The following is a 26,203-nucleotide window of genomic DNA, read 5'->3' on the forward strand; positions in this document are numbered from 1 at the left end:
AGTATATATTGCATCTACATTTTCAATGCATAAACTTATGATCAGATAAAATTGATTTGGTTTTTACTATGCATTCACCTCACAAAAAACCTCAAAAAGGCTTTACCCTAATTGAAGTGCTGATTGCGTTTATTATTTTAAGCTTTGGCTTATTAGGCGCTGTTGCACTGCAGGCAAAAGCTAAGCAGGCAAGCTTTGACTCTATGCAGCGCGCAGCAGCAGTCGCGTTAGGAAATGACATTATTCAACGCATTAGAGCAAATGATACCGCACAGCTCGTTGCCTTATATACGCAAACATTCACGAGCAAAACCTCAACATCTACCTCTACTGCGTGTTTTAGTGGGTCGTGCACTGCAGCGCAAGTTGCAGCCCTCGATTTACAACAATGGAAACGCGCCATTCGTGCACGCGAAAATACCGGCACACTTGATGATGCCACAGTGTGTATAAACCCTACGGCTGCAGCAGGCACGGGGGGGCGTGGCTTTAATATTGAGGTCATAGTGTCTTGGCAAGGTCGTCAAGAGTTTAATGCTAATGATGAAACCAAAGCGCTTAAATGTGGTACTGATGACAAAAAACGCCGCTTGGTTGCATTAAATAGCTATATATACCTAAGGAGCTAACATGAGAGAAAAAGGTTTTACACTAATAGAAATGATGATTTCATTATTTATTGGTGGGCTTATTTTAGGTGGGGTGATGTTTACCTATATTGGTATGAAGGTAACCACAAAAGACACAATGACAATAGGTGAATTGCAAGAGTCTGGTCGCTTAGCAATTAATATTATGCAGCGCGATATTGAGCAGGTAGGCTTTTGGGGAACTTATTATGATGATTCGTTCACGGCAGCAAACACACAAACGCTTGCTACCCCTGGTGGAGATTGCTTTGAGGGGCTTAATAACGGCAGCTTTCCAGATTTAACATCTTCTAGTAATTTCAGAACTATTTATGCAAAAGAAGCCAGTTCAACAAGCGAGCTTAACTGTATAACTAAGCCAATTGCAGGGACTGATATTTTACAAATTAAGTTTTTACAAGGTGAGCAGCTCACTGTTGATGGTGCAACGAATGAAACACAAGCGGGTGAGAACTATTTTATAGCTGAGCAAGAAAGCGCAGAATTTACCCGAGGCGTTGTAGCTGCTGGTAGTTTGAACGTAAATGCCACGGTGTGGCCCTATAGCCATCATGTTTATTACCTCGCAGAGCAAACTTATACGGTAAATAATAAAAGCCTTACAGTCCCAGCATTAATGCGAAAACGCTTAAATGGCGCCAATATGAAGGCCGAAACCATTATGGAGGGCGTTGAAAATATGCGCTTTGTGTTTGGTTTAGATACAGATAGTGATAGCCGTGTAGACTCTTACCGAAGCATTAAGGACATGCAACACACTGATTGGGAAAACCGCAAAAGCATTCTAACAGTACAAGTTTTTTTATTAGTAAGAGCATTGCAGCCAGATCCGGGACTTAAAATAAAAAATCAAACATATACTTTAGGTGAAGATGAAGACGCTCGAGAGCTTACTTTTAATGACTCTTACAGAAGAACAGTATTTACCACCACCATTCGTTTAAATAACGTGGGAGCAAATTTATGGCGTATCTAAGTAAACACGCAAATAAACAACAAGGTGTAGTGCTTATTACAGCCCTCATTATGGTTATTGCAGTAACGGGTATTGCCGTTACATTAATGAGCAGTAGTAGCGTTGACATAAAAATTACCAATGCAGCCCAAGAGCGTGAAGTGGCTGAAAATGAGCTTATTGGTGAGGTACAGCGCATGATTTCTGATGAAGCAAGTAAAGGCGCTGCTAATCAGTTTTTTTTAACGCCAGATGAAGTCTCAACTCATGCAGGCGCAGACGATGAGGGAATGGTCATCGCCGCGCATGACGACATGCAAAGCAAAATGGTAAACCTAAATCAGGGAGCGCTTGATTTAGAATGCCCACGCCGATTTAATTTTACTGCGGGTATATCGTGCAACATGCTGCAAGTTTCTACCACTATAAAATATGGCTCTAAAGCGAAACACGAACTTACAATTGTAACCGGCGTTGCTCAAGAAATGGCCAGTATAAGTAAGGGGATTTAAAGATGAAACCGAATAAAGTTCTCGCCTCTTTAATTGGCATCACTTTAAGCAGCTATGTTGCTGCCGAAGATATAGAGTTGTATGTAAACCACGATGTGGATGTGGAAGAAAAACCGCGAGTACTGTTAATTTTTGATACATCAGGCAGTATGGCTTTTTCATCTACTAATGGTAATAGCTGTGGTTATAGCAATCAAACAGGTTACTACTTATGTGCGGATAGTCGACTTGCGGCAGCACAATATGCCATGACAAAAGTAGTATCAGATAACGAAGACACTATCGATTTTGGCCTAATGCGCTTTGAAAGAAATTCAGCCGGAGGATATGTTGTAAATGGAGTTGGTAGTGATTCATCGGTAGTACGTACTTCTATCGCAGGGTTACCAGCAGATGGGGGGACACCACTGACAGAGACGCTTTGGGAAGCATATTTGTATATCACTGGACAGGAGGTTCAATACGGAGAGGGGGTTACCACTGCAGAGCGTGATACAAATGTAGAGTTACGCACGGGTAGCCAATGGACAGATGTTGAGTGTGAATGGGTTTGGAATCGCCGTCGAGGTTGGGTGTATGAATGTGAAAATATAGTGAGAGATAATTACGAGTATACTTATATATCGCCATTTGCAGACAGTGAAGCTGAAGCGGCTCGTTGTGATAATTCAATCAACATCATTTACATGACCGATGGTGATCCATCTAATGATAACGGCAGCGATAGTGATATTAGTGATGAACACGAAAAGTACTTTGGAGAGCCATTAAACTGGGACACCGATAGTTATTACAGTAATTATTTACACCAAATGGCCAAAATTATTCATGGTACAAGTGATGTTACTGTTGATTTATACCCTGCTACTGCTGATATTCACGAAACAGGCCGCTTATACACCATAGGTTTTGGGTCAGGCATGAGTGACGAAGGTCAAGAGTTATTAAGGCGTGCGGCCTTATTAGGTGGCGGTGAAAACTTACCAGCGAGTACACCTGACGAGCTCTCTAACTCATTAAATAGTGCAATTTCTCGCATTCGTGAAGTTAACGATAGCTTTTCATCGCCTTCGGTAGCAAGTAACAACGTAGACCAAACACGTAGCCGTGATGCCATTTACTTTGCCATGTTTTATCCAGAAACAAACACACGCTGGGGCGGTAACTTAAAAAAATTAAAAGTATCAGGCAGTGAAATAGTCGACTCAGTTGGCAACACCGCGCTTGACTCTGATGGTTTAATCGATACTGATGCTAAAACATTTTGGTTGCCAGATGGCCAGTCAGCTGATGGTAACTTAGTAGCACAAGGGGGGGTAAATTATCACTTGTCTTCATTAACAGGCTCACCCGCTGAGGGCAGACGTAACCTCTATACCGATAAACAAGGCGATATAGTTGAGTTTACAACCAGTATTGTGAGCGACATTTTAGACTTAGTAACTAACAACCCGATTAGCCTAGCCAGTTCTGATATAAAATGGGCAATGGGAATAGATGTTGATGATGAAGATAACGATGGCTCTAACACCGATCAACGCAGTGATATTTTTGGTGACCCTTTACACTCTAAGCCCGTAGCAATCGACTATGGTAATAACGACATACGCATATTGATTGGTACTAATGCCGGCTTTTTACATATGTTTAAAGACGATGATACTAATAATCAAGTAACCGAAAGTTGGGCATTCATTCCCTCCGATCTTTACGATATTATTCAGCCTTTACGCAATGAAAACACCGGTAAACTCTATGGTATGGACGGCCCAATCAGTGTTTACTTTAGTGATAAAAGCTTAAATGATGATGGCATCAATGATGGTATTGTTGATGCGAGCGATGGTGATGACGTGTGGGCGTTTGCAGGCATGCGCCGTGGCGGGAAAAACTATTATGCCTTTGATATCACTAACCCCGATCAGCCTAAAAAACTATGGGATAACCCTATAGAGGGTGGTAAAGGCGATTTTAAAGAGCTTGCTCAAACGTGGTCAAAGCCCCAAATAGCCTACATAAAAGCATTTGGTGATAAACCATTACTCATTTTTGGTGCAGGGTATGACACGAATAAAGACGCCGTGGTAAGAAGTGAAGATTCTGTAGGCCGCGGTATTTATATTGTAGAAGCTGAAACAGGCAAAAAAGTGTGGGCTTTAACACCAAGCGAAAACGGATTTAAAGGTAAGCACTCGATTGCAGCAAATCTATCTACGCTTGATTCAGATTACGATGGTTACATTGACAGAATTTATGCTGCCGATACCGGGGGCGATATTTGGCGTATTGACATGCCAGGCACTAGCACCAGTAATTTTACGCATTTTAAACTTGCAGAACTAGGTAGCAGTTTAGCAAGCCAAGACCGTCGCTTTTTTTATCAACCAATGGTGGCGCGCACACTATATAGCAAGGTAAGTGAAACAACCGTTAATGGCGAAACAGTTATTACACGTTTAGATACACCTTATGACGCGATAGTGATTGGTAGCGGTAACCGCTCAAAACCCACCGGGACCAATGAAGACGATCAACTGTTTATGATAAGAGACGAAAACACAGTAACTCAGTCATTCACGACTGCACCAGCAGCGATTAAACCAGCAGATCTAATGCTAATGAACAGCGACCCGTTTGGTAATGCATTAGACGATGTAGATGAGTTTGTTGATTTAGAAGTTGATTTAGCTAAATTCAAAGGGTGGCGTTATGAGTTAGGCACCGGCGAAAAATCTTTAGCCGCTGCAACCGTGGTTGGCGGTGTCGCTTATTATACAAGCTTTACACCTTCATCTGAAACTTCCACAGAGAACCAATGTTCGTTAAGTGGTGGAGGCGGCTCGTTATATGCTTTCCATTTACATTATGGCACCAAAGTCTATGACGACCTAAAATTTACCACTAGTTATGATGTACCTGACACACCACAATTGTACTTCGGTGAAGCCCCATCGTGTGCAGATGGCAACGGTGATGGCATGTGTGATGATAACCCAACCATTGAAGTGACCGAAGAAAGCCAGTTTTACCTAATTGGGCCGGGGATAAAAGGCGAAAATGCGCAAAACCCAATGAAGCCAGTAGAAATAATGGGCCCAGGCTTAACGGTTGTAGATGGTACAGTACAATTAGTTAATGACGACGATAATGTAGGGTTTGGTTTTAAAACCCAACAAACCTATATTTATAAACGTGAAGAGAATGATGAAATTGATGATTAAGGAATATTAATGAATAAACACGTACGCGGATTCACGTTGATAGAGTTAATGATAGCCGTGGCTATTGTAGGTATTTTAGCCTCAATAGCACTGCCTAATTATACTGAGTATGTAAAACGCTCTTCTCGCGCAGAGGCTGCAGCAGCGCTTTTAGATGCCGCAAACAAACAAGAGCAATACTTTGTAGACAATCGTGAGTACACAGAGTCATTTTCAGACCTAGGTATACAAGACACCACAGAAAACGGCCATTTTGAGCTGTCGATTGATGTGGAAGAGGACGACAATACCTTTGTAATTACAGCTAAACCTATTGCAGGTGCAGTAAAAGGCGACGGTGATTGCACACAAATTACAATCACTGATACAGGCTATAAAGGCGCAAAAGGCACTAAAGGTAACTCAGACGTTGAGTACTGTTGGGGACGTTAACTTAATCTGGTTAACTAGTCGCGCTGACATTTGTCGGTTGATTTAATTCGTATACGCCCTGTTTGACTAACAGATAAAGCCAGCCCCTCAAGGTTGGCTTTTTCTTTATTTGGGCAGTATATAAATGTTCCATTTTGAAAACCATTTAAAGAGCCATCGGGCCGAAAGGTAATTGCACTTCGGGGGTACTGCATAGAATCGGCATTATGGATTTTTTCAAAAGTGCTTATTAATAAGTCGTCGGCGTCTAATGATGTAGACTTGTCGTTATCAATAAATAACGACATTTGTCCATCCCACTCATCTTTAGTGCATTGATTATTTTTTAAAGCACACAAAGTAACATAAGTGCCATTTTCAATGGCGTAAAGGCGGCCATAATTAATGTTTCGGTGCAGCAAACTAACATGGTTATCGGCGCGGTTTTTCGCTAAAAAGTCAGGAAAAACCGATAGAGAAATTTGGCTAACAATACTCACTATAGCAATAGATGCCATCAATTCTAAAAGCGTATAGCCAGCCTGAGTTTGGGTAGATAACCTCATCCCTGAAGCCCTGAGTCAAAAAATGTATTAGCTCAGTGTAGTAAATGATAAAAATATGACAACTTAAATTGTATATTTTTTAACCGCAACTAAGTGCGCTGTCACCGGCATAAAAAGCGGTACCAGATTGCGATAAAGTAAGGGCTTTATTATTTTCAGTACCACCATTGGGACAAAAAACAAAGTCACCTGGGTTAGTGGTAATTCGTCCACTGGTATTAAATCGTAAGCGACGCTCATTGCCTGTAAAGGTTAATTTGTCGTTATCTGAAATTTTTTCCATTACTCTAAGCAATGTATCGGTAGCACCATTATAGTGCCCGTCGTTATCTAAATCGATAAACACAACAATAATCTTATTCTCGTCCCACTTTTTGTTGCAATTGAAAGTGTCTTTGCTGTTTTTAATTTTACCTTGACCGGTAGGGCATACAACAACAATTTCATCGGTACTGGCGGCTTGCGAACGGGCAAAACTAATATTACGTTTTAGTTCAAGTAAGAAGTTTTCAGCGCGGTTTTCTTCAAGCATATCGCTGCTGTCCCAAAGCGCTATAGAGGCAATAATACCCACTATGGCCACTGCCACCATAAGCTCTAATAAAGTTAAACCGGTTTGGAATTTTTTCATATTTTTTACACCTACTACATTTGTTATTGTTATAGCGAGTTGAGAATATTTACACATTGGACTTATAAGCAATTATACCATGCTTGGTTGTTTTATCATCGAATTCAATTGCTTTGTTTGCTATGAACCCCATGATTGTCTAAAATCGAGGCAACTAAAGCTTTAATAAGTAGTGAGCATGAAAAAAATAGAAGCAATCATCAAACCCTTTAAGTTAGACGATGTACGCGAAGCCTTATCAGATGTAGGTATTACAGGTATGACTGTAAGTGAAGTAAAAGGCTTTGGCCGTCAAAAAGGGCACACAGAACTTTACCGTGGCGCTGAGTACATGGTGGACTTTTTACCTAAAGTTAAACTTGATATTGTACTAACCGATGAAGACGTTGAGCGCGCAATAGAAGTAATAGTAAAAACAGCGCAAACCGGCAAAATTGGTGATGGTAAAATATTTGTCACTGATGTTGAGCGTGTAGTGCGTATCCGTACAGCAGAAGAAGACGAAGAAGCAATTTAATTTTATAGTGCAAAACATTTTTGTATATAAAGCTAAAAAGGCTGCAAATAGTTATATTTGCAGCCTTTTTTATAAGGTACTATTTTTTAAGTAGTAAAACTATTAAAGCTTATTGCTCTTGAGAATGCGCTTCACGAGCTTCTTCAATTTCTTGTGCAATTTCTTGCGCTTTTTGCTTTGTTTTTTCAGTTAGCTCGCCTGCGGCTTCTTTACTTTTTATCCATGCATCAACGGCAATTTCTTTGCCATCGTCGTACATGTCTAAGCCCATCGCTTTACTTTGCTCAAGTAGCTCATTTAACGACTCATCGTTTTTAAGCTCGTTGGCTTTATCTTTTACATCGTTCCATGTATCACCAAGCTGCTCTTGCATTTGTGCGCTTTTATCTTTTGCATCTTCTTGTGTTTGTTGGGCATCTTCACAGCCCGTAAGTGTAATTAAAGTGCCTAATAAAGCTAAACCTGCTAATTTGTTCATGTGTTATCTCTCCTTAGAGACAAGTAATTAATTCACCCTAATAATAGAACAACGAAAATGAACACACCTGTAACAACACGCTTAAATTTTGAATTAATGAATGAACACGACTGGCCTTTGTTGTATGAACTAGATCAAGACCCCGCGGTAATGAAATATATAAATCGGGGCACTCCTTCTTCATTAAAGCAAATTAAAGAAATAGGAATCCCCAGAATGCTTGCCTACAAAAATGCAAACAAAGGTTGGGGGCTGTGGAAAATCACCCTAAAAAAAGACGGCTCTTTTATAGGGTGGGTACTTATTAGGCCTATGCACTTTTTTACTCAAACGCCCGATTTTTCAAATATTGAAATAGGATGGCGCTTTAAACAATCTAGTTGGGGGCAAGGCTTTGCAACTGAGGCTGCGAGCGCATTATGTAACGCTTTAAAAATGCAGCCAGAGGTAAAAACACTATCGGCAATGGCACTGGCCGATAATAAAGCTTCAATTGGTATTATGAAAAAGCTTGGGCTTAGGTGGGTCAAAAATTATGTGCATACCGATGAGCAAGGCGACTTAAATGCCGTTTTATACGCTAAGCCGCTATAGCATACAAAAATTAACGTGTATAAACATTGACCTAGCATTCTATGGTATGCATAAATGAGCCAAGCGAGATTAAAATAATAAAGTAAGGATGTTTTATGGGATTATTTTTTCGACCAAGCAGGCTCATTGTTAAGAGTGTATTGATTGCACAATTTTGCATATTTAGCGTGCAGGCAGAGCAAGTTGCTAAAAGCGCGGTAGCAATGCCTGACGCTTTCAGTGCAGATGTCGCGCAAGCTATTTTAGAGCAAGGTGGAAATGCTGTTGATGCGGCTATAGCTGCGCAATTTGTATTGGCGGTAACACTTCCCGAGGCAGGTAATATTGGCGGGGGAGGTTTTATGCTTATACAAAAAGAAGGAAAAAGTGATTTTATAGACTATCGCGAAACCGCCCCCCAAGCAGCGCACAGAGATATGTATTTAGATGCCAAGGGCAATGTAATTAAAAACAAGTCCATTTATGGTATTCACGCCAGTGGCGTACCGCGGAGTGTAGCTGGTATGTGGTTGGCGCACAAAAAACACGGCACCTTAAAATGGCAAACATTAGTACAGCCGGCGGTTACCTTAGCAGAGCAAGGCTTTAAGGTGCCGCCCAAATTGGCCAAAGGCGTTAAGCAATACATTGCTCATTTAGACAAGCAAAAAATAAATGTAAATTTTAAGCACTATTTTGCAGATATAAAAGCAAATCAGGTATTTAAACAACCCGAGCTAGCGGCTACTTTAAAACGAATAAGAGATAACGGCCAAGACGGATTTTATAAAGGTGAAACAGCCCGCATTATTGCCAACTTTATGCACCAGCATGGCGGTATTATTAATGAAGCAGATTTGGCTCACTACTCTGCTGTGTCGCGCACGCCTATTAAGGCTAATTGGAATGGCTATGAAGTATTAACTGCTCCACCACCAAGTTCTGGTGGAATAGCTATTTTACAGTGGCTAAAAATGTTTGAGCTTAAAAAAAGCGAAATGGGGCTAGTACATAACTCTACTCAATACGTACATTTACTTGCTGAAATAGGCAAACGAGTGTTTGCCGATAGAGCAGAGTACTTGGGCGATCCTGACTTTTTTGATGTACCAGTGACTGAGCTTACTAATATTGATTATTTAAAAGGGCGCAGTAAGGGGATTTCTTTAACCGCTATTTCCACCACCGAAAATATAAAACCTGGGCTTAAAGAAAGTGAGCAAACCACACATTTTTCTATTATTGATAAAATGGGTAATGCGGTGGCCAATACCACAACAATTAATTTAAGCTTTGGTAGTGGCGTTGTGGTTGAAGGTGCGGGCTTTATATTAAATGACGAAATGGATGACTTTAGCGCTAAACCAGGGGTAATGAACGCCTTTGGTGCGCTCGGTGGTAAAGCAAACGAAATTCAGCCAAAAAAGCGTATGCTTAGCTCAATGTCGCCAACTATACTGCTTAAAAACAATCGCGTTAAAATGGTTACGGGTTCGCCTGGGGGCACAACAATCATTAGCTCGGTGTATCAATCGATTATAAATGCGGTTGAATTTAACATGAGCGCCGAGGGTATTGTTAACAGCACGCGGTTTCATCATCAGTTGTGGCCTAAAAACGTGATCAGAGTGCATGCAGGGCTTAGTGAAAACACAAAAACTGAGCTTATAAAAATGGGCTACACACTGGATGAGCGAGGTTTTGGTGACTTGCAGGTTATTGTAAATAAAGACGGTGAGCTACAAGCTGCGTCTCAGGCTACAGGTCGCGGTGAGTCTCGCTTTTTTTAAAGGCCTGGAGCTAACTCCTTTAAGCTAAAGGGGTTAGCCTTTAATTTATCAACCAATAGCGGGTACTAATCCCAACATTTGCATAAATTGGGCGACAATAATTGCAATACCGCACAGCCCAGCAACTGCTAAACCAACATTACCACTTCGTACTTTATACCCTGATTGCGGGCCTACCTTACGCTGCTTATAAACCATCGACACGGGTAAAAATATAGCTAGTACCACAAGGGCGATGGCTGCATAACCCAGCGCCATTATAAATCCCTGAGGATAAAACAACGCAAACCCTAAAGGAGGAATAAAGGTAATTAGTGCGGTTTTTATTCTCTCTGATTTGGTATCGCCTTTATTAAATGCATCAGCAAAAAAATCAAATAAGCCTAAGCTAACACCTAAAAAAGAGGTGGCCAATGCTAAGTCGGCAAACAGTGTAACGGCGCTTGTTACTTGCGGATTATGCGCAATATTCGCGACACTCTCTACAAAGCCTGTTAAGCCATTACTATTGAGTAAATCACTTTGCTGCATAATACCTTGGCTAAGCAGTTGCCAAAAAATATAAATCACTAAAGGTAAAGCAGCCCCTGCAATCATTACTTTACGCAATACTTTTGTTTCTAGCCCCACATACTTAACAATTGACGGAATAGAGCCGTGAAAACCAAACGAGGTAAAAATAACGGGTAATGCAGATAAAATCAGCCCTTGCTCAACGGGTATTTCAAGTAAGTGCTTACCTTGTACATAGGGTGTAAGCATATAAAACAAGCTGCCTAGTACTAAAATTTTAATAGTAAATAACACGCGGTTGAGTTTATCTACTTTACTGGTACCTAAAGTAACCACGCTACCAATTACAGCGGCCAAAACCACAGAGGCAATTTGTGGCGCGATGTTTATGCTTAAATCACTACTAATCCGCGACTGTAACTGTGCGCCACCACCGGCAATATAAGCTGCACACAGGGCGTAAAATAAAAATACCATCGAAAAATTAGCAATATATTGCCCACGCTTTCCTAACCAGCGTTTTGCTAAGGTGTTCAAAGTTGCATCTCTGGGAGCGTGTTGGTGGAGCTCTAGCATTAATAAAGCGGTGTAGGTCATCAGTAACCAGCTGGCTATTATCAGTGCAAGAGCAGTATTAAAGCCAAGCCCAGCAGAGGCAATGGGTAACGCTAGCATACCAGCGCCTATGGTGGTGCCTGCAACAATTAACATGCTGCCTATTGTTTTATTTTTAAGCACTTAACTATCCTTAAATGTGTGAGAGGCACTCAAGATATAACTAGTTACTTAAAACATAAATAGTTTTGTAATAAATGCGCGTAAATAATAATGTAACCATGAATTTACAGCTGTATTTACGCGCTTAAAGTAGTTACATTTTCGCTATTTGAATAATTAAGCGGCGGTTTTTATTTCGGCCTAAAATATTTTCATTGGTATCAACAAAGCGTTTTTCACCAAGGCCAGTGGTTTGTACTTTGTTTTCATCAACACCTAAGCTGACCATATAGTCTTTTATCGCATTGGCACGCTTACGCGATAAGTCTAAGTTATTCCAGCGTCCACCGTAACTATCGGTATACGAATCAATACTGATAGATTCAATACTCGCGTCATTTTTTAAATACTCAGCAATTTTATCTAAGCGCTTTTGCGACTCTTTAGTGAGCTTGCTACTATTTGATTGGTAGTTCATTACGGTAAATGAAATATCCTCAAAACTGTACGGTAAAAGCTCATCTCGGCACTGCAAAAATGCCCAATAGGCTTGTTTAAAATTAACGCTTGAAATACCAACGGCAATTTTGTCGGCACTATTTTGCCAGTCTTGGTAGTAAAAGGTAGGATGAAACCCTTTTTCAAGTTCGCTCAGCATTTCCCATGCGGTTTTATTACCAAGCTCACCATCAAACTTTTTAAGTAACTTCATCGTAGTTATATCACGCGTGGGCAAGCCTGCTCGCCATGCTGGTGGCACTGCCTTTAAACCTGCTATATCATAATTTTCCGGACGCACAACCATATCTAAATTAAAAGTTAGATTTTTATTTTTACTTGCCGATGCCTTGAATATAGCCTCGCCATAGTAGGGCACTTCGTGGTTTAGCTGGCACTGTAAGCGTGTTGTTTTTATAACTTCCCAGTTAGAGTTATCTTGATTTGCGCTGTATTGACGCATAGCCGCTTGCGATGAATAGCTCATCAGGGCGGTGCCAAGGCTTACGCTAATAAAAAACAACTTACACTTCATAAAACGCTCCAGTTAATCTACTAAGCCAATATTTTGGCGTGCTACAAAAGCTAGGCTCAATTAATAGCCAATACGGGTAGCAGTTATTAGAAAGCAAATAGCATGCCTACAATATATTCATTAAAAAATTTATAAAGCCCTAGCCGAGTCGCCCTCAATTTTGACATAATAGTGAGCTTATCCTCACAAACCAAGAAGACTATGGCAAATACTGAGCAAACACTTTTCGCACAACGCTTTCGCGGCTTTTTTCCTGTTGTAATCGACGTAGAAACCGCCGGCTTTAATAAAGAAACCGACGCCTTACTTGAAATTGCCGTATCCATTTTAAAAATGGATGACCAAGGGTTACTCAGCATAGATCATACCGTTCATTTTCATGTAGAGCCTTTTGAAGGTGCTAATATAGAACAAGCTGCCATTGAATTTAACGGCATAGACCCGTTTAGTCCACTGCGTGGCGCTGTACCTGAAGAAGAAGCAATAAAAGAAATTTGTAAAGCAGTACGTAAAGCGCAAAAAGCCGCCGGGTGTCAACGCTCAGTTGTAGTGGCACATAATGCTGCCTTTGATCATGGTTTTTTAAATGCAGCCATTGAGCGTAACAATATTAAGCGTACGCCATTTCATCCGTTTGTAAGCTTTGACACAACCTCGCTTGCAGGCTTAGCGTTAGGCCAAACGGTACTGGCTAAAGCATGTAGAGCCGCGGGCATTGAGTTTGATAACAGCCAAGCACACTCTGCACTTTACGATACAGAGCGCACAGCAGAGCTGTATTGTTTAATAGTAAATCGTTGGCAAGAATTAGGGGGCTGGCCGTTAGCGCCACTACCTGAAAGTGACGCTCAAGAAACTGAAAACACTCAAGAGGATACTAAAACGACTGAGTGATTTTCCCCTCAGACAGTTTTACCAAGTGGGGTGGGTAAATACGCGAAAACTGTTTTGTGTCTTTTGCTATTTTAAGCTCCACACCTGGGTGCATTATTTCATTAATTTTTAAGCGGCTAGTGGCTAATAGCTGAGAAATTTTTTGTTTCACCAATCTTTTTTGACGTTGTACGTGCATAGCACGCGTTTTTATATGCTGCTCATTAGCGGCAATTTTATCTAACAGCTGTTGTCGTTGAGCTGCAACAGGAATTTTTATCGCTTTTTCTTTAGCTTGATTAAGCGCCGACGTTTTACTTGCTAACACCTTTTCAAAATCAATTATCTGAGACTGCTTTGAGCGCAGTTCATGCCAGTTTTGAGCTAAAAACACGCGTGTTTTAGTACCTGCAGGTGCACCTAGTTCCCCTGTTTCAATACGCATAGCATCAAGAATATTACCCCCAATTATTTTTCCGCGCGGGTTACCTGCTTTACCTACCCGTATTAAGCGCCTTGCACTTAAATTACAATGCAAGGCCTGGCGCTCTATAAATAAATCCTGTGCACTTTTAATATTACAGTACTGGGCATAGCCAATAGAAATGGTACGCTTAGCTGAAATTTCACAAGTAAATGCTTCTTCATTTTCGCGCTTGCGCCCAATAGCGCCGAGCATAATAGTGACCGCGCTTTGGCTTTCAATCGTGCCTGATTCAACAAACCCTAATACAGTAATATCGCCATTGGCTTTAACCCGCATACCATCTTTAACATCACCAGAGATAATTACGCTGCCATCAAAATCAACATGGCCTGTGCTTACATCTACATTATGAAAGCATAAAACGTCGTCCACCCGCATGCCTCTGGGTAGTGCAACTGGCACGCCCTTACAATCGGCAATGAGCATGTTTGGGTTGTTAGGGTCTATTTTTGTGCCTTCAAAGGGCTGTAATTCATGCTCTTTACCTGGCGTGGCCTTAATTAGGTCGCCAAAAACCGTATAGCCATCCTCCCCGGGTGTAGCAGCCACACGCTGCATTAAAGGAGTGCCGGGTTTTACGGTAATAATGGCGCCAAGGTCTTTCATATCCACCTTGCCACCTTCTTTTGCTTGAGGGCTAAGTACGCGGTCTTGCGCAGTAGAGCAAAGGCGAACAAACCTCGCATCACTGCCTTCTTTGGGGTTTCGGCCATGGGCCACAATAGCGCTATATGCTGTACCTGCAGGATGAGAAAACTGCTGTCCTAAAAACGTATCAAGTGCACGAGGGCTAATGCCTTTTTTCACACCAGCTTCAGCCAGCGCGGCTTGAGCGGCTTCCATAGAAAGTAAAGCACCGCCTCTGGCCGTGGTAAGTGTTGCCTCAGCAACCATGTTTTTTTCATCAACATTAATAACAAGGCTCGCGTCCGTTGCTTTGGCAATTACTAATGACTCTTGCTGATAATTTTTACTTGGTGAAAATAACTTACCAATATTGCCAGGGAGCACTTCAAACTCGCAATAATCCGACTGCTCAAGTAACTCAATAAGCTGAGCGCTTGTTACCGGAAATCCATTATCAATAGGGTGCGCAGATAACGCCAGCTCACCCGTTTGTTCATTAAATAAAAAAACCGACATTTATAAATTCCCTACGATTATGCCTGTTATTATGATTATTACTTTCACTACAAAAACTTAAGCCTCTGCGTAAAAATTAACTCCTTATTTGAGCACAACTTGAACGGTATGTTAAGTAAATGTTCAGTATTTGTTTGCTTTTTTGCAAACTTGTGCTTATTAACTGTTCACTTGATTCTGTAGGCTAAAATAAAAGTGTCACACCCCTTGAGTATCAGACGTTTACTCAGTTATACTGCCCTCACTGAAAGAAATTCATATTTCAGGGGCTGATTAGGATTCGACGGAATTCAAGAAGCCTGAGGTGCATGTCGAGGTGCGGTTTGCCTCGTAAAAAAGCCGCAATTTAAAGTAATCGCAAACGACGATAACTACTCTCTAGCAGCTTAGGCTGGCTAGCGCTCCTTCCATGTATTCTTGTGGACTGGATTTTGGAGTGTCACCCTAACACCTGATCGCGACGGAAACCCTGGCCGGGGTTGAAGCGTTAAAACTAAGCGGCCTCGCCTTTATCTATCGTGTTTGTCCGGGATTTAAAGGTTAACTAAATGACAATACTAAACATGTAGTACCGACGGTCGAGGCTTTTCGGACGGGGGTTCAAATCCCCCCAGCTCCACCAATACAGGTATTTAAGTTCGTTACTTAAAAACCATAAAAAACCGCCAATTTGAGCAATCAAGTTGGCGGTTTTTTTATGGGTTTAATTTATTCTGTGCTTATAGTGGCTAGCTTCATTTTTAACGATCTTACTTTCATTTTAATACTAATAATAATAAGCGTTAAGAACGACATTAAGCTAATTAGCAGAGTTAAATCTAAAATTGGTGACTTGGCGAGTTGTGTGTTTGCAGGCGAGGCCGGTAAAGCGTTAGGCTTATTTTGTTGCTGCCTAATATAGCTTTGGCTTATCCAATCAACGGCGTTGATCCACTGAATTTTATCTGGGTTATCATTAGCAAGCTTGCTCATTATATGGGCGTCATTATTGAGCGATTTAGCAAGGTTAATTAATTGCTCCCAAAATACATGTTCCGTGCCTAGTGCGTCTATTTCTTGTAAGTGCTGCTTTAACTTTCCTGCACCCATGCTGTTTATGTTTGGTTGCTTTAGAATCTTTGCGTAACTGTTTATGTGCGCTGAAAAGCGAGCAAAATAGCTATCAATTTTTTGCTGCGCCCTTTGGTTAAGCTCATCTGTGCTGTGGGTGCTAGGCAAGGTGACTTCTGGGTGCTTTTTTTGATTTGCTAAGTACTGCTTATAATTAACGTAATTTAATGTTGCAGAGGGGGAAGCTATTGAGCTGTCTATCATACTCATTTTAAGTGTGTTAAAGCTTATTACTGCTGAGCAAATAAGGCAGATGAATAATAAGCTATAGCAAAAAAATAACGCACTTTGCAGTGCAAGTTTGGGCAGGGTGGCAGGGCTATTTACGCCGGCCTTTTTAATGCTGGTTATTGTATTGGCTATGTTTTTTACCGCTGGCTCGTTGTTAGTAACAACCAGTTTAGTACCCGCTGTACTTTGGGGTGCCCTTACACTTGCGTGCGGTTCAACCTTAGTTATTAAGCCAAAGCTTTTCAGCTGTGATTCGGTTTTAACTGCATCAATACTCGATAGGTCTTTAACGAGTGCATAGGCTCGGCCATCAAATAATTTTACAACGACATTATGGGGAATTTTTAAAAACTGACAAAGTTGGTCTTGTACGGTACCAATGTCAGCATTTTGATGTAACTGACCATTAAAAATAATTTTAAATGAGGCGCTCACGCTATGTCCTTATTCGTGCAACTTCCATTGAGGAATTTTTATTATTGTTTTAACACGCTGTTAATTTACCAGATAAAATAAGGGGTTTCTAGTATTTAACCTTATTAAACTAGTAAAAAAGCCTGAACAAAAATCAACCTTTCATAATCTCAACATGCTGTTTTATAGCCGTTTTAATGGAAATACTTGTTTTTCCTGTGGTTTTATTAGGGACGATGTTGATTTGTGTTATTAAAGCAATTTAAACGTGTTGTTTACATTTATAAATTTAAAGAGGAGGCGGTGCATAGAGGGTTCTGTTGCACCTAGGTAGAGTGCCCTTTGCATGGGAGTTGCAAAGGGCAGCAAGGCCTGATTTATTTTACAGCTGTTTTAATCGGTGTTTCACCATTAAATAACTCAAAAACGCGGTTGCCATTAAATGTATTTGTAGCAATATGCAACAAGGCATTGGCTACGTTTTCGCGGCTAATTTTAGCTTTAGAACGATCGCTTGGGCGTTCTGTGGTTACCTTCATTGAGGCGCTTTCATTGGTTAAAGTACCTGGGCGCACTATGGTGTAGTTTAAACCACTGTTGATAAGGTGCTCATCTGCCATATGTTTGGCAACTAAGTAAGGTTTTAAGTCGCTTTCAATCGAGTCTGGATCGTCAGCGCCAATAGAACTGATCATAATAAAATGCTTAACGCCATGCTCTTTAGCATACGTGGCTGCTTTGGTAGCCGCCCATAAATCAATTAGCACGGTTTTATCTGTGCCTGTACTTCCGCCAGAACCTGCAGCAAATATTACTTGGTCGCAATCTTTTAACGCAGTAGAAAAGTCGCCTTCGAGGTCTTGCTCTACAATAGTTAAAAACGGGCTATCTAAATCACTTAACTTGCTTTTATCGCGCACTAATGCAGATACATTTTGCTCATTGTTTAAAAGCAGCTCGGTTGCCATTTTACCAATCTGTCCGCTAGCGCCAATAATTAGGGTCTTACTCATAATTAATTCCTTCTCAATTTAGTGTAAAGGTGTTTAGTACAAATAGACCTTGGGGTAGGCATGCGTTTTTAAAGGGTAAAACATGATTATTCTTCACAAATAATAAATTTGCTGGTGAATAAAGTAGGAGTCTGAACTGAGCGTGAAAATTAGCCGCTTTTTGCCGTGTTTATTCAATCATTATACTGACTTCGGTAACATAATTATGATGGTATAAGCTAATGCGTACGGCATGACTTTGATAGTTATAGTAAAGGGTGCGGTAGTTGTTATCGCCTTTAATGTTGAGAGGCTCACCAAGTGCGTGTTGATAAAATTTAGCAATATCATTGATAGAGGTGGCTAAATACCCAGTGCGTACCTTTGGGTATTCGTTAGTTACATCCATGGTAGTGACAAACTCTTCGGGTAAGGGGATCTCGCTTACGTTTTGGCTAAATGCGTTAAACGATATAGCGGCAAGTATTGCTACAGCATAAGTTAAAGCTTTCATTTTTTTCCTTTTATTTATACCCATTCGCATTCGTACATAGGCTGCGCTTGGGTAATATAAATTCCTTTTATAGGTATTATTTTACGCAAAAAAAGAATGGTGTCATTTAAATTTTATTTCGTATTAAATCACGCACTATAAAACGCGCTGGGTGAATAGCTTGGCTTACACGCTCGCTTAATGGACGTGGCTCGTTATTTAAGGTGCTAATAAAGTGCTCACTTAATAGCGGTGCACTGCATAATGCACGCGCTCCAAATCCGGTAAAAATATGTAAGCCTTGTTGTGGCTTTTGCAAAGGCAAGTATTGATAGCGTTTACCTAAGCGTAAATTAGCAAAGGCGTTGATGTAATCACTTTGCTCACACCATTGCCCCGCCATTGGCAAATGATCTATAAATGTGCAGCGTACAGCGGCTTTAGCGCAGGTTATATCACCTAATGAGGTGGCAAAGTCGCTTTGGTGGTAAAAGCTAAGGAGTTGCTCGTGGTTTAATTGGTTATCTTTTTCTGTAACGGCGCGACTTTTTGTGTTTTTTTCAAATGTAGCGCCCATACAGTGTTTACCTAAATAGGCGGGTGTAAAATAACCTTTATGGCACAACACAGTTTTAAGCTTTTTAGAGTGTTCACTGGCTTGAATATGCGATACTTGGCCGCGTACTCCTACAATAGGTAATGCGTTTGTTTGCTCAAACGCATCGCTATGCTCACCAGCACATATTATTACATCACTAAATGGGCCGTACTGAATGTTATTAGCGGCTAAATACCAGCCTTCGGGTGTTTTGTTAAGCTGCTTAACATGACAGTTAAAATGGCGGCTAAAAGGCTGTAAAGTGTGGGCAGCCTGAAGCATTGCTTCTACTAATTGCGGTGGGTTTACCCAACCGCCTTGCTCAAAATAAACGCCGGGGTAGCCGGTTGTTACGCCTGCAAGTGTGTCTCCTTGCTCGGCAGTTACATTGCGCATTAAGGATTGAGGCCATAGCTGTTTTTGTTCTAAGTTTTGGTGTTTATCGGCAAGTGGTTTTTTTACCGCATGTTGCAACACACCACACCAACTATGATCAAAATTAAAGCCGTTTTTAAGTAGTTGCTGGTAGTTGCGTTTAGCGTATAAAAAACTATGCGCAAATAATTCGCTGTGCGGTGAATTTTTAGCTTGTAAGTGCGGGTAAACCGCACCTTGTACATTATGTGAAGCCCCCATAGCTGGTTTTTCATCTTGACAAAATAGGGTGCTTTTAATGCCACGCTTAGCCAAACTGTGCAAAATACAGCTACTTGCAATTCCGCCGCCTATTACAGCAACATGTTCTAGCTTGGCAGGGGGGTGTTCAAAGTATGGGGGTGATGAGTGCGCACTATTAGCATCGGCTAATTGGCCTATTAGCATTTCCCGTTTGCGCCCAAAACCTTTTACTTTTTGCATATTAAAGCCTGCGGCTATCAAGCCCCGGCGTACAAAGCCTGCCGCGGTAAAGGTGGCTAGTGTTGCTTGCTTGCGTGATATATCAACCATGGCATTAAACACACTTTGTTGCCACATGTCGGGGTTTTTACTCGGTGCAAAGCCGTCTAAAAACCATGCATCGACCACCCCCGATTGCGGGTAGCTCATCGCGTTTATGGAATCAAGCACGTCGCCAAAATACAAATCAAGAATAACTTGGCCGTTATTAAATTCAATACGGTGGCAGCCAGCTAAATTAATTGGGTAATGCGTTGTTAATTCATCACTTAGCTTGTGCAGTGTTGGCCACGCTTGCAATGCTTTTTTTAGATCGTCAGCATTGAGCGGGTATTTTTCAAACGAAATAAAATGCAAACGCTTAACACGTTTGTCTACTTGATTTTGAACTTGTTGATTGGCAAGGTGGTCATTAAAGTGCTGCCATGCATTTAAAAAGTTTAAACCCGTGCCAAAACCGGTTTCGGCAATAACAAAATGCGCTTGGTCATGATTTTGTAACCGCGCCTGTATATTGTTTTGTTGATAAAACACGTAATGCGATTCAGCAAGGCCGTCGTCATTAGAAAAATAAACATCGTCAAAGTTATCGGCTACCGGTGTGCCTACTTCATTAAAGTGTATTTGGGCGTTTTTTATCATGACTTATTAAATTTTTAGACAGTATTTTTTTATTATTTTACGGGTTTTCTTTGAAATAGTCTGGCGTTATTTATAAGCTATTAAATTCAGAGTACAGGTGTACGCTAGAAAGCTGACCACTTAACACCTAAAAACAGCGTAAAATACACAGTAATTTAGTTTCAAGCTAAGGGAATTACCCATGAGAAGAGCCGTAATTACGGGTATCGGTGTTGTATCAAGCATCGGTAATAACAAACAAGAAGTTTTAGAGTCATTAAAAGCGGGTAAAAGCGGTATTGCTTTTAACCAAGAATTTGCCGATTACAACTTACGCAGTAATGTGTCGGGCAAAATTGATATTGATGTTAAAGAACACGTAGACCGTAAAGCAATGCGCTTTATGGGAGATGCTGCTGCTTACTCTTATATTTCTATGAAGCAAGCAATTGAAGATGCTGGCTTATCAGATGAGCAAGTATCTAATGAGCGCACGGGTTTATTAGTAGGCTCAGGTGGTGGCTCTTCAAAGTGGCAAGTAGAAGCAGCCGATATTTTGCGCGAAAAAGGTGTAAAACGTGTAGGCCCATATATGGTACCGCGTACAATGGCGAGCACCACATCGGCCTGTTTAGCAACGCCATTTAAAATTAAAGGTGTTAACTATTCTATAAGCTCTGCGTGTGCAACCTCTGCACATTGTATTGGTCACGCGGTTGAGCAAATTCAATTAGGCAAGCAAGATGTTATTTTTGCCGGTGGTGGTGAAGAGCTACACTGGACCCTTGCAATGGAATTTGACGCAATGGGTGCGTTGTCTACTAAATACAACGAAACACCAGAAAAAGCATCACGTACGTACGATGCAAACCGCGATGGTTTTGTTATTTCTGCTGGTGGCGGTATTGTTGTAGTAGAAGAGCTTGAGCATGCACTTGCTCGTGGCGCACATATTTACGCAGAAATTGTAGGCTACGGTGCTACATCTGATGGCTACGACATGGTAGCACCTTCAGGTGAAGGTGCAGTACGCTGTATGCGCCAAGCAATGCAAGGTGTTGATGCACCCATTGATTATTTAAACACGCACGGTACCTCTACGCCAGTAGGTGATGTTAAAGAGCTAGGCGCCATTCAAGAAGTGTTTGGTGGTAATTCGCCGCTTATTAGTGCGACTAAATCATTAACGGGTCACGCATTGGGTGCTGCGGGTGTTCACGAAGCTATTTTCTCAATTTTAATGATGGAAAACGACTTTGTAGCGCCATCTATTAACGTAGAAGAGCTAGATGGGCAAGCACAAGGCCTTAACATTGTAACTGAGCGCCGCGATGCACAGCTTAATACGGTAATGTCTAATAGCTTTGGCTTTGGTGGTACAAATGCCACATTAGTTATGAGCAAATATAAAGGTTAATTCGTTTTCTCTTTATAGTGATTAAAAGCCGAGCATTGCTCGGCTTTTTAGTTTGTGTAATTGCTTGGTTGTTCGTTACAATAGCGCCTCATTTTGCCATACGGACTCCCCAATGAAGATTCTTGCCGATCAAAACATGCCTTTAGTTGAGCAGTATTTTGCAGACTTTGGTGAGGTAACGCGCTTTGATGGACGAAATTTAACACCTGATGCGTTAATTGATGTTGATGTACTCCTTACGCGCTCGGTTACTAAAGTAAACAGTGATCTGCTTGCAAAGGCTAATAAATTAAGCTTTGTAGGTACCGCCACCATTGGTGTTGATCATATAGATACACTTTTACTTAACGAGAAAGGCATTGCTTTTAGCAGTGCCCCTGGCTGCAATGCAATTGCGGTGGCTGAATATGTAATAAGTAGCTTATTCGCTTTAAGCCAAGAAAACGCAACCTCACTGAGTGGGCAAACAATAGGTATTGTTGGGGTGGGAAATATTGGCAGCTGTTTAGCTCAAAAACTAAAAGCACTTGATGTTGATGTTTTATTATGTGACCCAATTAAACATGAGCAGGGCTTATTAGCCGAGCATGTAGAACTTGATGAGCTACTTGAGCTTGTAGATGCGGTTACTTTTCATGTGCCGCTGATTAAAACTGGTGAGCATAAAACACATCATTTAATAGATGAAAAACGCCTAAATGCGTTAAAGCCTGGGTTAGCTGTTATAAATGCTAGCCGTGGAGAAGTGATTGATAACCAGGCTTTGTTATCGGTTATGAAGCAAGGGGCAGACTTAGATTTGGTTCTTGATGTGTGGGAAAACGAGCCTAACATTTTAATTCCATTGCTTGATCATGTGCGCTATGCCAGCGTGCACATTGCCGGGCATACCCTTGAAGGAAAAGCCCGCGGCACACAAATGCTGTATCAGGCTCTATGTAAATTAAAAGACGTAACCGCAGAAAAATCGCTTTCTGATTTTTTACCACAACCTGCTGTTACAAACTTAAATTTAGAAAGCACCTTTACTGAGGCTGATATTGCGCGTTTAGTGCATTTAATCTACGACGTACGCCGCGATGATGGCATTTTGCTACGTCACTTAGCAAAAGATGGGTTTGATCGTTTACGTAAAAACTACCCAGTAAGGCGAGAGTTTAGCACTTTAACAGTGCAAGGGAGTGGGCAGCATACAAATGCACTCGCTCAGCTTGGTTTTAACACCGCAAACTAATTTAACTAGCATTGTTGTTTTAACAGTGCTTAAAGAGGATAAAATATGTCGCAAAAATATAATGTTGCTGTGCTTGGCGCTACAGGCTTAGTAGGTCGTCAAATTATTGAAACCCTGGAAGATCGTAAGTTTCCGGTAGACCAACTCTTTTTACTAGCCAGTAGCCGCAGCGCAGGTGAAGACATAAAGTTTCGTGGCGAAACCATTGAAGTACAAGACGTAGAAGGCTTTGACTTTAGCCAAGCACACATTGGTTTGTTTTCAGCTGGTGGCAGTGTATCAGAAAAATACGCGCCAATTGCGGCCGACGCTGGCTGTGTTGTAATTGATAACACTTCACATTTTAGAAATGATTTTGAAGTGCCGCTAGTGGTACCAGAAGTGAATGCAGCAAGCCTTGAAGACTTTAGAAACCGCAATATTATTGCAAACCCTAATTGCTCTACTATTCAAATGATGCTTGCCCTTAAACCCATTTACGATGCTTATGGTATTGACCGCATTAATGTATCTACCTACCAAGCTGTATCTGGTGCAGGCAAAGAAGCAGTAGATGAATTGGCAAAACAAACCGCCAATTTGATGAATGCGCGTCCAATGGAAAACGAAATTTTTCCTAAGCAAATTGCATTTAACGTTATCCCTCAAATCGATACCTTTGAAGATAACGGCTACACACGCGAAGAAATGAAAATGGTAAACGAAACACATAAAATTTTGGGCGATACTACCATTGCGGTTAACCCAACCTGTGTACGTGTACCTGTATTTTTTGGCCATTCTGAGTCAATCAATATTGAAACACGCATGCCGTATGACTTTGAGCACGTTAAGCAGCTTTTAAATGATGCGCCAGGGGTCGAACTTATTGAAGACGAAGGAGATTACCCAACCGCGGTTTCAGATGCCAGTGGTAATGATACGGTTTACGTTGGCCGCTTGCGCGCCGATATTTCGCACCCGCATGGTTTAAATATGTGGGTTGTGAGTGACAACACCCGCAAAGGGGCTGCAACAAATAGCGTACAAATAGCTGAAGAGTTAATCGCTAACTATTTATAAATAGCAGCTAATATAGTATGTAAATTAAGCGGCAAACTTTAAGAGTTTGCCGCTTTTGTTTTTGGAGAAGCCAAATTATTGCCGCTTAGCGTTGCTACTAAGCTAAACGCCTTGATCTATCACGATAAAATAGTATTAAGAATAAAGTTTTAAGGTATTTATTTTCAAAGCGTTGCAATGGATATTAGACCGTAACTGGTTTATAGTTTGTAACTGGAATAGAGCTTGCAACAAAAATAGATTGTAATAACAAATGTAGATCAGCTGTTTGGCTGGTTACGGCAAGAATAATTAATGTTGAGCAGCTTAATAAATAGCAAAGCATTTAACATTTACACATTAAAGGATCAGCATGCGCGGTTTAGCTTCACTTATTATATTAGCGTCTGCATTGGTAGTAACTCCAATTTACTCTCAAGACAGCACCCAATTAAAGGGGCCAAAAGGCGCTGACTATGGTGCGCAAGGGCGATCAATAGGGCCTATAAAGCCAACCGATACACTATGGCGTATTGCTGCCAAAGTACGCCCAGATAATTCAGTTAGTATCTACCAAGTTATGCAAGCCTTGTATAACAAAAACCCTAATTCATTTTTAGAACAAAACCTAAACCACATGCAAAGTGGTGCCTATTTAAAAATACCCACTTTAGCGGAAATTAGACGCATAGATCCACAGCTTGCTAAACAACGCTCAGAGCAAGACGACGCGCTGTGGGAAAAAAAGAAAAATGGCACACTAACCACCAGTGAAATTAACGCTGCGCAAACTAAAGTTACTCAAGCGCGTAAAGCCGATGTTGACGACGCTAAAAAAGAAATTCAAAAAGAATTAAATGAAATAAAAACGCAGCAAGGTAATAAACTTGTAGAGCTGCAGCAGCAATTTAAAAGTTCGGTCAATAATGTAGAAGAAATATTAGCTGAAAATAATAATCTCAAAAAGCAACTGTCGGGCATTTCAAAAGAACTGGCTAATGTAAAAGAGCAACTAGGCCAAGACAGCGAAATTCAAAAACAGTTAAAAGAACTCATTGAAAAGCAAAATGAAATAATTGCGCAACAAAAAGTACAAGAAGTACCAAAAGAAGAACCTTTTGACTTAGGCGCTTTCATGTCTAAACCGCTTGTGCTTATTTTATTAATGACCATTCCTGCATTATTAATTATTTTTGCTGTGGTGATGTTTTTACGAAAGCGCACCAACAAAGATGAGGAAACGCAAGATGACGACGACTTTCTACCACAAACGCCCAGCTTTACCGAAGACGAGCCGCAAAGTAATGATGCGCTAGACGATCCAATCATTCCTGACCCTCTTGATGATTTAGATATTCAACTGGATGACAATCATAGCGACGATATTTTGCCAGAGGGTGATATTGCATTTGACGATTCTCTAGATGATGCGTTAGACGAGGAATTTTCTGATACTGAAAACTTGCTCGATCAAGACGAATTAGAAAGCTTATTAAGTGATGATATTGTTTTTGATGATGAAGGCGGTGCAGGAGACGAGTTAGATATTTTCATGCAGCAGGGCTTTGATGAGCCTGTAGATGAGAAACCAGAGGATGAAATTGACCTCGATTTAGGTGATGCAAAAGAGTCAGACGATATTTTAAGCAGCGATGATCTAGATGATTTATTTGATGAGGACGATAGCTTACCTGAAATTGACTTGCCTGAGGTTGAGCAACCGAGTGATAGTAATGTCGAAAGCAATGATGAGTTGGCCGCCTTAAGCGAAGAACTTGCCCAAGAAGAAGGCGATGACTTTGATATTGATGAATTATTAGATCAACAAGCTGATACAGACTCACCAAAAGACGATGACTTTGACTTAGACGACATAGACAGCTTAATTGATGAAGCGAGTGATACCACCGATACGGCCTCTGCTGATGCGCTCGTTGAAGAAAGCGATGATTTTGATTTAGATGATATAGACAGCCTAATTGATGAAGCGGGCGACACACCTGATGAAACCCCAGCAGATGCACTTGTTGAAGAAAGTGATGACTTTGAGATAGGTTTTGGTGAGTGAAGTGTAAGTGAGGAGTG

The 26,203-nt window shown here is 41.0% G+C and carries 23 protein-coding genes and 1 other RNA gene; 14 read left to right on the top strand and 10 right to left on the bottom strand.

Going from position 1 to position 26,203, the window contains the following annotated elements:
• Window positions 1-68: 68 nt before the first annotated feature.
• From pilV to CWC16_RS05975, 5 genes are read left to right on the top strand one after another with little or no spacing between them, the layout of a single operon-like run.
• On the top strand, window positions 69-629 hold the full coding sequence (pilV, locus tag CWC16_RS05955; RefSeq protein ID WP_055019482.1) for a type IV pilus modification protein PilV: 561 nt from the start codon (window positions 69-71) through the stop codon (window positions 627-629).
• A gap of 1 nt (window position 630) precedes the next feature.
• The gene (locus CWC16_RS05960; RefSeq protein WP_138540860.1) at window positions 631-1,626 is read left to right on the top strand and encodes a PilW family protein; all 996 of its coding nucleotides are present in this window, start codon (window positions 631-633) and stop codon (window positions 1,624-1,626) included.
• A complete protein-coding gene (locus tag CWC16_RS05965; protein WP_055019480.1) occupies window positions 1,614-2,117 on the top strand; it encodes a hypothetical protein in 504 nt (167 codons plus the stop codon). Before CWC16_RS05960 ends, CWC16_RS05965 begins: the two co-directional genes overlap by 13 nt.
• 2 nt (window positions 2,118-2,119) lie before the next feature.
• Window positions 2,120-5,338, top strand: a complete 3,219-nt coding sequence (locus CWC16_RS05970; RefSeq protein WP_138540861.1) for a pilus assembly protein — start codon at window positions 2,120-2,122, stop codon at window positions 5,336-5,338.
• Window positions 5,339-5,347: 9 nt separating this feature from the next.
• Window positions 5,348-5,770, top strand: a complete 423-nt coding sequence (locus tag CWC16_RS05975; protein ID WP_055015822.1) for a type IV pilin protein — start codon at window positions 5,348-5,350, stop codon at window positions 5,768-5,770.
• A 14-nt stretch (window positions 5,771-5,784) separates the two neighbouring features.
• Here CWC16_RS05975 and CWC16_RS05980 read toward each other — a convergent pair whose 3' ends face one another.
• Together CWC16_RS05980 and CWC16_RS05985 are read right to left on the bottom strand one after the other, a co-directional pair.
• Window positions 5,785-6,315: a GspH/FimT family pseudopilin gene (locus CWC16_RS05980; protein ID WP_138540862.1), complete on the bottom strand. Its 531-nt coding sequence runs from the start codon at window positions 6,313-6,315 to the stop codon at window positions 5,785-5,787.
• Between the two features lie 79 nt (window positions 6,316-6,394).
• The gene (locus CWC16_RS05985; protein WP_138540863.1) at window positions 6,395-6,946 is read right to left on the bottom strand and encodes a GspH/FimT family pseudopilin; all 552 of its coding nucleotides are present in this window, start codon (window positions 6,944-6,946) and stop codon (window positions 6,395-6,397) included.
• Between the two features lie 178 nt (window positions 6,947-7,124).
• Here CWC16_RS05985 and CWC16_RS05990 point away from each other — a divergent pair, with 178 nt between their 5' ends.
• Window positions 7,125-7,463 (top strand): P-II family nitrogen regulator, encoded by a 339-nt coding sequence (locus tag CWC16_RS05990; protein WP_004588371.1) that lies wholly within the window; start codon window positions 7,125-7,127, stop codon window positions 7,461-7,463.
• A 109-nt stretch (window positions 7,464-7,572) separates the two neighbouring features.
• On the opposite strand, the gene CWC16_RS05995 is transcribed toward CWC16_RS05990, so the two are convergent.
• Window positions 7,573-7,941 carry a hypothetical protein gene (locus CWC16_RS05995; RefSeq protein ID WP_138540864.1) on the bottom strand — a complete coding sequence of 123 codons (369 nt, stop codon included), beginning with the start codon at window positions 7,939-7,941 and terminating at the stop codon, window positions 7,573-7,575.
• Window positions 7,942-7,998: 57 nt separating this feature from the next.
• On the opposite strand from CWC16_RS05995, the gene CWC16_RS06000 reads away from it, so the two are divergent.
• Together CWC16_RS06000 and ggt are read left to right on the top strand one after the other, a co-directional pair.
• Window positions 7,999-8,535, top strand: a complete 537-nt coding sequence (locus CWC16_RS06000) for a GNAT family N-acetyltransferase (protein WP_138540865.1) — start codon at window positions 7,999-8,001, stop codon at window positions 8,533-8,535.
• Between the two features lie 95 nt (window positions 8,536-8,630).
• Window positions 8,631-10,304 carry a gamma-glutamyltransferase gene (gene ggt / locus CWC16_RS06005; protein ID WP_138540866.1) on the top strand — a complete coding sequence of 558 codons (1,674 nt, stop codon included), beginning with the start codon at window positions 8,631-8,633 and terminating at the stop codon, window positions 10,302-10,304.
• A gap of 48 nt (window positions 10,305-10,352) precedes the next feature.
• Here ggt and CWC16_RS06010 read toward each other — a convergent pair whose 3' ends face one another.
• Together CWC16_RS06010 and CWC16_RS06015 are read right to left on the bottom strand one after the other, a co-directional pair.
• Window positions 10,353-11,555 (bottom strand): aromatic amino acid transport family protein, encoded by a 1,203-nt coding sequence (locus CWC16_RS06010; RefSeq protein ID WP_138540867.1) that lies wholly within the window; start codon window positions 11,553-11,555, stop codon window positions 10,353-10,355.
• Window positions 11,556-11,688: 133 nt separating this feature from the next.
• Window positions 11,689-12,567, bottom strand: coding sequence for a flagellar protein MotY (locus CWC16_RS06015; protein ID WP_138540868.1), 879 nt, complete (start codon window positions 12,565-12,567; stop codon window positions 11,689-11,691).
• A 201-nt stretch (window positions 12,568-12,768) separates the two neighbouring features.
• On the opposite strand from CWC16_RS06015, the gene rnt reads away from it, so the two are divergent.
• Complete coding sequence (gene rnt, locus CWC16_RS06020; protein ID WP_055015815.1) at window positions 12,769-13,461, top strand: ribonuclease T; 693 nt, start codon at window positions 12,769-12,771, stop codon at window positions 13,459-13,461.
• Here rnt and CWC16_RS06025 read toward each other — a convergent pair.
• The gene (locus CWC16_RS06025) at window positions 13,445-15,070 is read right to left on the bottom strand and encodes a flagellar assembly protein A (RefSeq protein WP_138540869.1); all 1,626 of its coding nucleotides are present in this window, start codon (window positions 15,068-15,070) and stop codon (window positions 13,445-13,447) included. The genes rnt and CWC16_RS06025 overlap by 17 nt on opposite strands.
• A 265-nt stretch (window positions 15,071-15,335) precedes the next feature.
• Between CWC16_RS06025 and ssrA the strand changes: the two genes are divergently transcribed.
• Window positions 15,336-15,692, top strand: a transfer-messenger RNA (tmRNA) gene (gene ssrA / locus CWC16_RS06030).
• Window positions 15,693-15,778: 86 nt separating this feature from the next.
• On the opposite strand, the gene CWC16_RS06035 is transcribed toward ssrA, so the two are convergent.
• From CWC16_RS06035 to mnmC, 4 genes are all read right to left on the bottom strand, one after another.
• A complete protein-coding gene (locus tag CWC16_RS06035; RefSeq protein ID WP_138540870.1) occupies window positions 15,779-16,846 on the bottom strand; it encodes a hypothetical protein in 1,068 nt (355 codons plus the stop codon).
• Window positions 16,847-17,202: 356 nt separating this feature from the next.
• Complete coding sequence (locus CWC16_RS06040; protein WP_138540871.1) at window positions 17,203-17,838, bottom strand: SDR family oxidoreductase; 636 nt, start codon at window positions 17,836-17,838, stop codon at window positions 17,203-17,205.
• Between the two features lie 169 nt (window positions 17,839-18,007).
• Window positions 18,008-18,331, bottom strand: a complete 324-nt coding sequence (locus CWC16_RS06045; protein ID WP_138540872.1) for a hypothetical protein — start codon at window positions 18,329-18,331, stop codon at window positions 18,008-18,010.
• A gap of 106 nt (window positions 18,332-18,437) precedes the next feature.
• A complete protein-coding gene (gene mnmC, locus CWC16_RS06050; RefSeq protein ID WP_138540873.1) occupies window positions 18,438-20,447 on the bottom strand; it encodes a bifunctional tRNA (5-methylaminomethyl-2-thiouridine)(34)-methyltransferase MnmC2/FAD-dependent 5-carboxymethylaminomethyl-2-thiouridine(34) oxidoreductase MnmC1 in 2,010 nt (669 codons plus the stop codon).
• A gap of 181 nt (window positions 20,448-20,628) precedes the next feature.
• Between mnmC and fabB the strand changes: the two genes are divergently transcribed.
• From fabB to CWC16_RS06075, 4 genes are all read left to right on the top strand, one after another.
• Window positions 20,629-21,843: a beta-ketoacyl-ACP synthase I gene (fabB, locus tag CWC16_RS06055; RefSeq protein ID WP_138540874.1), complete on the top strand. Its 1,215-nt coding sequence runs from the start codon at window positions 20,629-20,631 to the stop codon at window positions 21,841-21,843.
• 112 nt (window positions 21,844-21,955) lie between these two features.
• The gene (locus CWC16_RS06060; RefSeq protein WP_138540875.1) at window positions 21,956-23,077 is read left to right on the top strand and encodes a 4-phosphoerythronate dehydrogenase; all 1,122 of its coding nucleotides are present in this window, start codon (window positions 21,956-21,958) and stop codon (window positions 23,075-23,077) included.
• A gap of 45 nt (window positions 23,078-23,122) precedes the next feature.
• The gene (locus CWC16_RS06065) at window positions 23,123-24,139 is read left to right on the top strand and encodes an aspartate-semialdehyde dehydrogenase (protein ID WP_004588395.1); all 1,017 of its coding nucleotides are present in this window, start codon (window positions 23,123-23,125) and stop codon (window positions 24,137-24,139) included.
• Between the two features lie 352 nt (window positions 24,140-24,491).
• Complete coding sequence (locus CWC16_RS06075; RefSeq protein WP_138540876.1) at window positions 24,492-26,186, top strand: FimV/HubP family polar landmark protein; 1,695 nt, start codon at window positions 24,492-24,494, stop codon at window positions 26,184-26,186.
• Window positions 26,187-26,203 lie beyond the last annotated feature (17 nt).

The organism is Pseudoalteromonas sp. S3776 (assembly GCF_005886915.1).
GTDB lineage: Bacteria > Pseudomonadota > Gammaproteobacteria > Enterobacterales > Alteromonadaceae > Pseudoalteromonas.